This is a genomic window from Eubacteriaceae bacterium ES3 (assembly GCA_030586155.1).
GTDB lineage: Bacteria > Bacillota > Clostridia > Eubacteriales > Eubacteriaceae > Acetobacterium.
The window spans coordinates 3203808-3216327 of sequence record CP130741.1 but is presented as its reverse complement, the minus strand read 5'-3'; the positions used below and the strand labels follow the sequence as shown (position 1 = coordinate 3216327).

At 42.6% G+C, this 12520-nt stretch carries 10 protein-coding genes; all 10 read left to right on the top strand.

Features of this window, described 5'->3' with window-relative positions; all coding sequences use genetic code 11:
- The first annotated feature begins 15 nt into the window (after positions 1–15).
- Positions 16–258, top strand: coding sequence for a Nif11-like leader peptide family RiPP precursor (locus Q5O24_14820; GenBank protein ID WKY47601.1), 243 nt, complete (start codon positions 16–18; stop codon positions 256–258).
- Positions 259–529: 271 nt separating this feature from the next.
- On the top strand, positions 530–802 hold the full coding sequence (locus Q5O24_14815; GenBank protein ID WKY47600.1) for a Nif11-like leader peptide family natural product precursor: 273 nt from the start codon (positions 530–532) through the stop codon (positions 800–802).
- A gap of 71 nt (positions 803–873) precedes the next feature.
- Complete coding sequence (locus Q5O24_14810) at positions 874–2610, top strand: radical SAM protein (GenBank protein WKY47599.1); 1737 nt, start codon at positions 874–876, stop codon at positions 2608–2610.
- On the top strand, positions 2586–4283 hold the full coding sequence (locus tag Q5O24_14805) for a radical SAM protein (protein ID WKY47598.1): 1698 nt from the start codon (positions 2586–2588) through the stop codon (positions 4281–4283). The genes Q5O24_14810 and Q5O24_14805 overlap by 25 nt, the downstream gene beginning before the upstream one ends.
- Before the next feature lie 9 nt (positions 4284–4292).
- The gene (locus tag Q5O24_14800) at positions 4293–5402 is read left to right on the top strand and encodes an ABC transporter substrate-binding protein (protein ID WKY47597.1); all 1110 of its coding nucleotides are present in this window, start codon (positions 4293–4295) and stop codon (positions 5400–5402) included.
- A gap of 85 nt (positions 5403–5487) precedes the next feature.
- Positions 5488–6288, top strand: a complete 801-nt coding sequence (locus Q5O24_14795) for an HlyD family efflux transporter periplasmic adaptor subunit (protein ID WKY47596.1) — start codon at positions 5488–5490, stop codon at positions 6286–6288.
- Between the two features lie 12 nt (positions 6289–6300).
- Entirely contained in the window at positions 6301–8475 is a 2175-nt protein-coding gene (locus tag Q5O24_14790) for an NHLP family bacteriocin export ABC transporter peptidase/permease/ATPase subunit (GenBank protein WKY47595.1), read from the top strand.
- Positions 8475–10622 (top strand): NHLP bacteriocin export ABC transporter permease/ATPase subunit, encoded by a 2148-nt coding sequence (locus Q5O24_14785; GenBank protein ID WKY47594.1) that lies wholly within the window; start codon positions 8475–8477, stop codon positions 10620–10622. Before Q5O24_14790 ends, Q5O24_14785 begins: the two co-directional genes overlap by 1 nt.
- Before the next feature lie 97 nt (positions 10623–10719).
- On the top strand, positions 10720–11184 hold the full coding sequence (locus Q5O24_14780; protein ID WKY47593.1) for a MarR family transcriptional regulator: 465 nt from the start codon (positions 10720–10722) through the stop codon (positions 11182–11184).
- A gap of 87 nt (positions 11185–11271) precedes the next feature.
- Positions 11272–12369, top strand: a complete 1098-nt coding sequence (buk, locus tag Q5O24_14775) for a butyrate kinase (protein WKY47592.1) — start codon at positions 11272–11274, stop codon at positions 12367–12369.
- Positions 12370–12520 lie beyond the last annotated feature (151 nt).

Here is a 12520-nt window from a genome sequence, read left to right as displayed (position 1 = left end):
TAGAGGAGACAAGATATGAGTATTGAAAGTGCAAAAGCATTAGTGGAAAAAGTATTAGATGATGAAAATCTTGCAAAACAAATAGATGAAGTAAATGATGAAGCAGCGTTTAATGCCTTAGTTGAAAAACTGGGCTACAGTTGCACAGCTGAGGAATTTAAAGAAGCGGTGGAAAAGCAACCAATTAGTGATGACTTGTTGGATCAGGCTGCAGGTGGTGCCAGAGGCATAGATTTTTACGAAAATTCAATATGGTAACTGGGGTTAAAAGATGAATGATGATGCAATTGAGCTGGCTTCAGACGGTTTCATCTTTGGTCCTTATGTGCCTCCCGACGATTGCCATAACCTACACTAGTTTTATGTATTGAATGTGAAGGTTTTGCAGCATAATAAATTTTATTAATGGTAGTGCTTAGGTAAGCAGAAAATTTTAGTCTAAACATTTTTAGAATTAATCGACTGTTAAGCGTCGAGTTAATTTAATATTGGTTGACGAGATCAGCCGGAAAGCAAAGGAGAATGTAAAATGAGTATTGATGGTGCAGCCGCATTAGCGGCAAAGGTATTAAGTGATGAAGGTTTGGCAAAAGAAATCAACGAGGCAAAAACAGGGGCAGATTTCGATGCAATCGTGGCAAAACTGGGTTACAGCTGCACAGCAGATGAATTCGCAGCGGCTTTTGCAGAAGCTAAAGAAAAACAGCCAATCTCTGACGATCAGTTGGATCAGGCTGCTGGTGGACTGAGCATTGTTGGTGTTGATTACGCATTCGTTGCAACACAAACTGCAACGTCCTAGAAACAAGAAGGGGGCATCCCCTTCGAAGTATTGATTAGCTTTAATCAATAGTTCAAAGGGGGATGATACTTATGGATATTTTACTGATTAAATCCCATCGTTATGTCAGTGGACATGTCCCAGGTTCTAATCTGGGACTTAATATACTGACCCAGCTGTTAAGACAAAAAAATTATAGTGTGGAAATGTTTCAGGGCTATGCCAGCGAAGGATTATCGAGGGTCAGGGACCTGATGGAAACTGATAAACCAAGGATTATTGGATTTTATTGTGATTTTAATAATATTCACTGGGTGGAGATTTTTGCTCGCGAGATAAAAGATTCGTACCCAGAAGTAATTCTTTTGGCTGGAGGTCCTCAAACCGTGGGGCTGACAGAGGAGTTTTTTAACAATACCGAAATTGAGGCTGCCTGTATTGGCGAAGGTGAAGAAACCATTCTTGAACTGATGGATTATTTTCTTGAACATCAAGGATGTCTTTCAGAGATTCAAGGAATTCTCTACCCTGGTGCGAATGGTCAACTGATCGAAACTCCTCCGCGTAAACCGCCCCAAGATCTGGATCAAACCCCCTGGCCGGACATTACCTTAACCGATGACTATCAGTATTATGGACTGCTGCCGATTCTAACTGGCAGAGGCTGTCCTTTTGGGTGTACCTTTTGTTATGAGGGGGCAAATTCCCGGACTGTTCGTCGTCATTCAGTCGAAGACCTGATGGCAGAAATTAAAAATAACTTCCGGAGGGATCCGGATATTAAATACATCAATTTTCTTGATGATACATTTACTCTTGATCATCATCGGGTCAACCGGATCTGTGAAGAGGTAAAAGAATTTCGTTATGATTATGATTTTGTCTGGTTTGCCAGCGCCCATATTTCAACCATCGATAAACATCGGGAAATGGCAAAAAATTTGGCTGATGCGGGACTTAAAAAAATATTTTTTGGTCTGGAATCGGGCTGTGATGAAGTTCTCAAAGAATATAATAAAAAAATCACCAAAGAAATGGTTTTAGATGTCGTTGATCATTGTGTAGATTCAGGCATTCACAGTATTTCCGGCAATATAATCCTGGGTGGTCCCCATGAAACAAAAGAAACGATTCAGGAATCGGAAGACCTGATCATGGAGCTTTTGAATCGGGCACCCGGACAGTTTGAAACCGCCTATTTTTCATTTTTGCCCTATCCCCGAACCCCGATTACAGTTAATCCGGAAAAATTTGGCATGTCCATTTACCATGACCTGATTGATTGCTGCAATGAAGATATCCCCCTATCCCGAACTGATGAACTGGATTTTATGGATCTTTTGAATACTCGCCTTCAAGCTAATAAGAGGCTACAGGGTGTCATGATGCAGATTTATCAGGATGGCAGGATTCCGGAGGAAATCATTCTTGAATCTTATCGATTGATTCGCCATTATGGGATTTTTACCCGGTGGAATGATTACGTCTATAAGAATCTGCCAATTGATAATGCCTACTGGACCATGCGGGCTTCAGGTGATTATTTTGTCGGTAAAGGTGAGGCTGACGCGATCCCCCATCGGACCTTCGAATACTGGCTACACACTGACTTTTCTAAGGGCAGGTCAGAAATTATGGGAAAAACCTTAAGTGAAATGGACAATACCCTTTTAAAATTATGTGGCGGTCGAATTTCAGAAAAGGAAGTGGTCAGAGCAGCCAGGAGGAGCCTTGATCCAAATGAAAAGGTCTATGATTTTTGTGCTCAGGCAAGGCGGTCGCTTAAGCAGATGGAGAAAAACAAGTGGATATTATATCGGAAAACATAAAGAATAAGGTCCTGCTGGTATACACCCAGCGCCTGATCAGGGGACGGACCTTTGAAATGATTGAAAGCCTGGGTACATTAACCCTGGCGGCACAATTAAATCAGAACGGTTTTGAAGCCAAAGCCCTGACCGGAATTACCACCGATGTGATGGATGTGATCAAACAGGAAGGGTCATCGTTATTTGCGGTCTGTTTCTATTGTGATTTTGATAATCGTTCAGCCGTGGCGGCGATCATTAAAGCCTTGAAAAAGGAAGCTTCTTTTTATATCTTGCTGGGCGGGCCCCAAACCCTGCATATGACTCCGGAAGATAAAAAAATATGGCTGGCGGATGCGATTCTTAAAGGTGAGGGAGAGGAAATCCTTGTTGAATGGCTTCTGGCTAAAAGGGCGGGTGTCAGCAGAAGGGTTTCAGGAGAAATATCGGACAACCAAAACAGCGAATATGTGACCATCAAAGATTTTTCGCCTTTTGCTCTACCAGAGGACCAGGATAAATGGAATCATCAGGAGCGCCCCCTGCTTTCCGTGATCGCGGCCAGAGGCTGTCCCCACCGTTGCGCATTCTGTTTTGAAGGTGGGAACTCCAAAACGCTAAGAATGCGGGAAGCTTGTGATGTGCTTTTGGAAATTGAAACGCGGCTTAAAGAAAGTTCCGGGCCGCGCTATCTGTTTTTTGCCGATGATACCTTTACCACTCGCCCTAAACGCCTAAAGGAACTTTTGGCTGGGCTTAAAAAACTGCGGGAAATCTATGATTTTGTCTGGTTTTGTGAAGGACACCCGGGTTTTCTGGCCAAACATCCTGATTTGATTAAAGAGATGATAAAAAGCGGGATGGTAAGGATGCAGATTGGTATGGAATCGGGAGTTGGCCATGTACTTGATGCATATGGCAAGCAGGCAAGTCCAGAAGATGTAAAAAAAGTCGTTGAAATCTGTTTTGAGGAAGGCCTGCCCCAGCTGACCGGCAATTTTATCATCGGGGGTGCTTTTGAAAGCCTTGAAACCCTTGAACAAACCAGCAAAATGGCGCTAGAAATGCTTGAATCCGCGCCGGGGATGCTGGATTTATCGACCACCTTTATTATGCCTCTGCCGGGGACCCAAATTTATAATAATCCGGAAAGCTTTGGAATCATCCTTGAAGATCGGGAATGCTTAACAGCCAATGAGGATTTTCCGGTGAACCATACAAAGGCATTATCCCTAGCGGAAATTTGCAGAGAGCGGTCACGATTTATCACGAAAATTTCCAATCGTATGAAGGCTCAATATCAAAACAGTCAACTGCCCAAAATGCGGATTAAAAATGATTATCAGCTGGCCATGCGTTACGGGATTACCAGCGCCTATTTTAAATTTTTATATGTCAAGGACGAAAAATGGCATAATTATTTCAAAAATCTGGTTCTTTTCGATGGGATATTAAAAGAGTGGGAACATGTGGAAATTTCAAAAATACAGGTGTATACGGTACAGAATGTTCAGGATCCGGCTTGGTGGGATTTAGAGAGTCTTTCTGATGAAGAACTTGAAATTCTTTGGAGTTCAGGTGTTCTTACGATTGGCGAATTAATGGAAAAACTGGGCTGGTCGCAAGAAAAAATGCAGAGCTGTCTGGAAAAGATGAACAGGAATGGCCTGATTTTGTTTTCCCAGAGTATATAGGAGAGCGTTATGAAAAAAATTGGATTGTTATTCCTGGTAGTCACAATCATGCTGATTTGCGGATGTCAAAAATCGGATAATCAGACAACTGATCAAATCATTGATGTAATCTATCCTTTTTCTGAAGATTACAGTGCATCTTTCAAAAATGGAATAGAACTGGCCGCCCAGGAAATTAATGACAAAGGCGGTATTCTTGGTGAGTCCATTACCATTAATTTTGTCGATGATGGCGACAATACAAATACCGCAGTCGAAGTGGCGACCATGGTGGCGGAAAAAGAAGGCTTTCCGATTGTCATCGGACATCGCAGTACCGATGATGTGCTGGAGGTGGAAGGGATCTATCAGCGCAATAATAAGCTTCTATTTGCCCCAATCATAGCCAGCTCTAAAATCAGCCGGCCTGAAAATGAAGGCGCTTATCTGGTTGCTCCTTCTGAAAATGAACAGGCTCAGGTAATGGTTGAAAAATTGGTGGCTCAGGGAATTACAAAAGTGGCTATTATTCATACCGCCGGAAATACTTATGGGAAAGATTTTATGCAGAAATTTGAGGAACATGCCCGAAATGCCGGTTTGGAAATAGTGGATGCGGTGTCCTATCTGCCGACCGCTGATTATTTTAAGACTTATTTAAAAAAATGGGATGCTGTGGGGGTCCAGGCTATAGTCTCGGCCTGTGTGGGTTCTGATATCACAAAACTGTTTAATTACCTGGAGCAAACTGATAACACTCGGCCGATTTTCGTGACCTATGATATTGAAGTGCAGCCTTATGAAGTACCTGAAAGTCTAAGGCCTTTAACTCAGGTGATTTCCTATTATGATGCTCAAGCGACAGAAGGACCAGAGTCTGAATTTATAAAGGCATATCAGGAGATGTTTGGTCTCACTCCGGATTTGCCTGCAGCCCAGGGATATTTTGCCCTGCATCTGGCGGCTGATGCCGTTAATCAGGCAGGCAGCCTGGAAACTTCAGATATCAAAACAGTACTGAAAGATTCACAATTCGAGAGTCTCTACGGGTCGGTTCATTTTGAAAGCCGCCTGATTCAGGGGATTCCGGTTATAGAAAAAAGCTTTGTAGGTGGTCAACTGATTACAAGTTCAAATTGAAAAGGCCAGAAAGATAAAAATCAATGATGACGGCCAGTTGAGTCAGTTTTGATGGACGTTAATTCAGTTCAAAGAGGGAGTCCAAATGGAAAAAAAATCAATTTTTAAAGAACAGAAACCTCTAAAAAAAGAACATGTTGCCCTGATTACGGTGATAGGACCCAAAAATCTGCTGGTCCTTTTAGGGGTCCTTATTTTTCTGGCGGCAGTTATCATTTTTTCGGTGACGGTACCCATTAATATTACCGTTAGTCTTGACGGGACAGTGGCCTATGGTGAAGGCTCTATCAATGTCAGCAGTGACTTAAATGGGACCGTGACCCAGATAGCAGTATCAAAAGGAGATTACGTAAATAAGGGAGATCTGTTAGGAGTAATCACCAGTCAGACTTTGGAGTCATCTTACACCAGCGGTTTGAGTGACGAACAGGTCAGCGAGGTCAAAAGACAGACCATGATAGTTGCGCCGGACAGTGGAGTAGTAAATGAGATGCTTTTCCAGGAAGGGGAAATGATCGAGAAGAATGAGGTTGTTTTTACCATCAGCAAGGCCGATCAGGACAGTCAGATGGGAGTGGTTGTGATTCAGTCGGATTATGGAAATATTCAGAACGTGACTCAGGGAGATGAAGTTTTTATCGAACTTTCCACCCTGCCTTCCAGTGAGTACGGATATTTGCAGGGAATTGTCAGAACTATTGAGAAACAGGACGGACAGGCAAATGATCTTGCAACCATTATTATTGACCCCAAAGTTGATGCTGAAGGAAATTATATCTGGACAAAAGCCAATGAGGGTGCTGAACAGAAAATGCTTGTGGGGATTTCTGCTGCAGCGACGATTTTCACCGATAAACTGTATCTGTGGAATCTAGTGATCTCATAGAAAGGATAAGCGATGGGTGATGCTAAAAAAAATCATGTAGTTAAAGTACCGGTGGTTTTGCAGATGGAAGCAGTTGAGTGCGGCGTTGCCTCTCTTTCAATGATTCTGGCACATTATGGACGCTATGAAAGCCTTGAAACTCTGCGTATTGACTGCGGTGTTTCCCGGGATGGCGTTAAGGCCGGAAACATCGCCAGAACTGCCAGAATGTACGGGATGACTGCCCAGGGCTTTGTAACCACCGTTGAGCAGCTGGAAAAAATGGAAATGCCCCTGATTATTCATTGGGATTACAGTCATTTTCTGGTTCTTGAAGGCTTTAAAAAGGATAAGGTTTATATTTGTGATCCGGCTTCCGGACAGCGGGTTATCAATCGGGAGGAACTGGCCAGACTCTTTACCGGTGTGGTTATTGAGGCCCGGCCGGGAGATGGTTTCGAAAAAAAAGGTGAGAAACCAAATGTCTGGAAAGCACTTATAAAAAGATTATCCCAGAGTGGCGTAACACCCCTTATTTATGCTTTGATCATCGGTGTTCTACTGGTTATTCCCGGCCTGGTAATTGCCAATTACGCAAAGGTTTTTGTGGATTATTTCCTGAATAATACCCAAAGATATCATATTTATATTTTTCTTTTGATTCTCTTGAATACCATTTTTCTCCAGGCTTTACTGAATTGGCTAAAAGAGACCGCCCTGGTGCGAATGGAAAATTATATTGCCATTAACAGTGCCGGACAGTATTTGCATCATGTGTTGCGGCTGCCGGTAGAGTTCTTCAATCAGCGACAGTCCGGAGATATCAACAGCCGAATGCAAAGTATTAATACTGTCGCGGCAGCCCTTTCCGGAAATCTGACCAGAATCATGGTCAATATTGTCACAGCTGTTTTGTATTTAGGCCTGTTATTTAATTATAATGTGCCCCTAACGCTGGTGGGGATTGCAGTAACAATTGCTAATGTTCTCCTGCTTCAGTACACAGCTCGAAAAAATGCTGATAACAATCGGGTTCTACTCCAGTATCAGGGTAAATCTATCGGCTGGATTATGGTTAATTTAAAGTCCATTGAGACTATTAAATCAATTGGTGAAGAAGATCACTTTTTCACCAGAATTGCCGGTCTCAGTGCAGAAACCCTTGAAGTGGAACAACGGATGGGTGGCATGGAGGCGATTATTTCTGTTTTGCCTACGCTTCTGACCAGTATTTTAACAGCTCTGATTTTCATGCTGGGTGGCGAAACGGTCCTGATGGGAATGATGAGTGTTGGTACTTTTGTAGCCTTTAATGCTTTGATGAATGGTTTTACCCAGCCGATGAGTGAACTGGTCAGCACAAGTGCTGCCCTGCAGGGGATGATTGCCGATATTCAAAGGCTTGATGATGTGGAAAAATATCCGGAAGATCCAGCCTTGGAAACAGAAAATCTTGATCTGGAAAAATTTAACTGTAACCAGCTGCAGGGTGAAATTGAAATTAATGATCTGACCTTTGGCTATAATCGGCTGTCAAAGCCGATTATAGAAAATCTTAATCTAAAGCTGTCTGCCGGGGGATCCATCGCTTTAGTGGGGTCTTCAGGCAGCGGCAAATCCACGATCGCCAAAATGATTACGACCCTGTATCAGCCCTGGAGCGGGGAAATTAAAATTGATGGAATCGATATAAAAAAAATTCCGGCTGAATTGCGGATTAATACCATGTCTTCGGTGGATCAGGAAATCATGATGTATTCAACCAGTGTTCTTGATAATATAACCATGTGGGATGAAACGATTCCCATGGAGGATGTGATTGAAGCCGCTAAAGATGCCTGTATCTTTGAGGATATTCTGGCCTTGCCCAATGCCTTTGACTATGTCCTTAGCGAAGGTGGCAGAAACTTGAGCGGTGGTCAGCGTCAGCGTCTGGAAATTGCTCGAGCCCTTTGCAAGAAACCCCGAATTATAGTGATGGATGAGGCAACCAGTGCGCTTGATACGGCTACGGAAGCAGAAGTTATGGAAAATATTAAAAGAAGAGGGATCAGCATGATTCTCGTAGCCCATCGCCTGTCAACGATTCGGGATTGCGATGAGATTATTGTTTTAAGCGATGGCGAGGTTGCAGAGCGAGGTAATCACGAAGTTTTAATGCAATTGGATGGAGAGTACGCAAATCTCATCAGAACGGAAGGACAATAATGGCAAAAGACCTGAGACAAATACGGGAAATTCGTAGAAAATATGAAGACAGCGCTCAAAAAGCTTTCGATAGCGTATTGGCAAAAGAAGAGGCTGTGATTACGGTCGAGGATAATCCGCTGATTTCAGCTATCATTAAGGTTGCCTTATTTATGGGGATCAAGGTGTCAATGCCACCCTTAAGGGAACTTTTAAATGCTGAGGATCAGCTCAGACTAATTGCCAACGAGTCCGGTTTTCGCTATCGCGAGGTAGAATTAAAAGGAGCCTGGTATAAGGCAGATAATGGACCAATGCTAGCTTTTGATGAGAAAGGTGAAGCTTTGGCACTAATCCCTCAAAAGGCATCTCGATATTTCTGCTATAATCATCAGCAAGAGGGGCATCTGGTCACGGAGGCAGATAATTTTCCTAAAGCCTATGTTTTTTATCCTCCTTTGCCTAAAGAGCCGGTGAGCTTTTTTGACATGGTCAGTTTGGGAACAAAACTGTTTGAGACAAAAGATCTGATTCGCGTTATTCTGCTGGCAACTGCAGCTGCAATTTTATCATTATTTCCGGCGATGGCCATGCAGCAGTTATTTAATATCTGGATCCCTCAGAATCAGTCTGTGACGATTCTGGTGGTGGGTTTTATTTTGATTGCCGTTGCCATTAGTCGTGGCTTGTTTACGATGGTTGAGAGTATTACGATATTAAGAATTCAAGGGAAGCTTTCAATCCTTCAGAATTCGCTTCTGGATAAGCTGCTGTCACTTCCGGCGTCTTTTTTCAGACAATACTCTTCCGGTTCTTTAGCCATGCGTGCCACCGGTTTTTCCATGATCCAGAAAATTTTATCGGTTAGTGTGATTACCATGATTTTAACCAGTGCCTTTTCCATCGTTAACGGGTTCTATATTTTTATGATTGATGTGAAAATAGGGGGACTTGCCTTTTTACTGACAGCAATCACTGTAACGATTAATGTTCTGATCGGAAAAAAACAGATGAATTATCAGCGCAAATCCACGGCAATGCTCAATGAAATTTCCGGGTTTGTCTATGAACTGATTACTTCGGTACCAAGGCTTCGCGTTGCCGGAGCGGAAGACCGGGCTTATCTGAATTGGGTTAAAGCTTATACCAGTCAGCGGAAAATGGAATATAAGAGAGGGATCCTAACTGCGGCCCTGCGGATGACGACGGTAGCTTTTCCCAGTCTCTGTATGTGTCTTATTTACTACTATGTCAGTGAAAACAGTATTTCCAGTGGTTCATTTGTAGCTATTAACTCTTCATTTACGGTCTTCATATCATCTTTTTTAGGGCTGATCCAGGTTCTGATTTCGATAAACAGTATAATTCCTCAGTATGAGAATGCCAAACCAATTATGAATGGTTTACCGGAGGTGGATATTCGTAAAACTAAACCCGGCAGGATTTCCGGAGATATGGAGATTAAGCACCTGAAGTTTTCATATCTGGAGGGTGGGCCAACCATTCTTGATAATATCTCTCTGGACATTAAACATGGCGAGTATATTGCCATTATCGGAGCTTCAGGCAGCGGCAAATCGACACTTTTAAGACTGCTGTTGGGATTTGAAAAGCCTTCTGACGGGTCAATCTATTGTGGTGGTTATGATCTTGAGAGTGTGGATATTCGCGAAATCAGAAAGCAGATGGGTGTGGTTCTCCAGGACAGCCAGTTGATTCCAGGTGATATTTTGTCAAATATCAAAGGTTCCCGGGATGAAGTGGATGAAGAAGAAGTCTGGGATCTGCTAAAAAAGGTTGGTATGGAAGATGAAGTCCGGGCGATGCCCATGGGCCTGCGAACGATGGTGGCAGAAGGTGCCGGAACCCTTTCCGGCGGTCAGCGGCAGAAGCTGCTGATTGCCAGAGCAATTGCAGCTGAGCCGGCAGTTTTGTTTTTTGACGAAGCCACCAGTGCTCTTGATAACCGTTCACAAAAAATCGTTGCAGAAAGTCTGAAAAAGCTTGATGCAACCAGGCTGGTCATTGCTCATCGGTTGAGCACCATTATCGAGTGTGACCGGATTGTCGTGCTGGAAAAGGGTAATATTGTGGAAGAAGGATCCTACCATACATTGATGGAAAAACAGGGATTTTTCTATAAATACGCTAAGCGACAGCTAATATAAAGCAGTTTTTGAACTAAAAAGAACATTGACAATCTGCAGCAGTGGGAGTAAACTAAAAATAATTCTATAATCGAAGTTTTGAGAGGTGGAGAAATTTATGAGTGATGGTATGGAGGGTTTGTTTCTGGATCTGATTGATAAAATAAAAGTTATTCTATCGTCAGATATCTGGGTGAATGAAAGTTTAAACTGCTCAAAAAATGAAGTATATGTAATGCTTTACCTTTATCGTAACAGCGCGGTTAATATGACGGAACTGTCAGACTATTTAGAGGTGCCTTTAAATACAGCGACAGGTATTATTTCGCGCATGGAAAAGCATGAGTTAATAAAACGCGAGAAAAGTGCGACCGATAAACGGGTAGTCACTATTGGTCTGACAGAAACTGGCTTTAAAACGGTTAAGGCTATATTGAAAGACTATATGGGAATCGGCGAACTGATCCTGGAAAGTTTTACTGATGAAGAAACACTGATACTGGTCAAGCTTGTGGATAAGGTCGTCAGAATTGTGGAAACGAAAAGCCCTGATGAAGCTGGGTTGGCCGTAGAAAGTAATTAAAGCATCAGTAATATTCTGTCTAAGTTAAGGAGTTTATAGATCATTCGGATTGGGAAATAGTTATTGATTTGAGAACTAAAAAGGGGAATGACTATTCATAAGTCTGCTATAGTTAAAATGAACGGTAAATATATACTGGTAATCAATCCCGGTTCACTATCGACCAAAATAGGTGTTTATAAAGACGAGGAAATGCTTTTTTCTGAAGCGATTGTCCATCAGGAATCTGATTTGGATGAATTTAAGCAGGTGAATGATCAGTATCAGTATCGCCTGCAGTCTATATTACAAAGGCTTGACGAAAACCAGTTCGATTTATCTGTTTTATCGCTGGTAATGGGTCGGGGAGGATTGCTTCCGCCTGTTAAATCAGGAGCCTATCTGGTTGATGATACCATGAAGGCATTAATTCTCAGTGGTAAGCTGTCAGAGCACGCTTCCAATCTAGGGGCTCTGCTGGCAGACGGAATTGCGGCTCCTTTAGGCATAAATGCTTATATTTATGATGCGGTTTCTGCAGATGAGATGATTGATATTGCCCGGATCAGCGGGTTTCCCGAAATAGAAAGAAAGAGCTTTTGTCATGTCTTAAACGGCAAGGCGATGGGACGGAAGTTTGCCCGGGAATGGGGACGGGAATATTTCGATTTAAACCTGGTAGTTGCCCATCTGGGGAGTGGTATTTCAATCAGTGCCCATTGTAAAGGGAAAATTATTGACGTGGTTGCCGATGATTCCGGTCCTTTTTCGCCTGAACGGTCAGGAACGGTACCGCTCCTGGCATTTGTTGATTATTGTTATGAACAAAAGCTCAGTAAAGCGCAGATCAAACGAAAAATTAGAGGCAATGGCGGATTTAAGGCGTATTTTGGGATTGCTGATCTTCGTGAGATCGAAAAAATGATTGAAAATAATGATCAGCAGGCAAAAATGATTTTTGAAGCCCAGGCTTATCAGATTGCCAAAGGGATTGGTGAAATGGCAACGGTATTAAAGGGGAAAATGGATGCAATTATTTTGACTGGTGGGATGGCTTATTCGCAGAAATTAATGAATCTGATTAGACCGGGAATTGACTGGATCGGAGATGTTTTTGTCATGGCCGGGGAAAATGAGCTAGAAGCTTTGGCTTTAGGCGGGTTGAGAATTTTACGGGGTGAGAGAATATCGCCTGCTCAAGGATGAACAGAAGCATAATATTTGCGACGAGAAGTAGCAAGTTTAATAAAACCTTAAAGAAATTTGGGATTAACAATCCCTTAACATGATTCAAAGGTTTCATAAAGTTTCAGGCGGTATCCTATGAGTGAGCAAACAACAAATCCTTTTTCTTTTC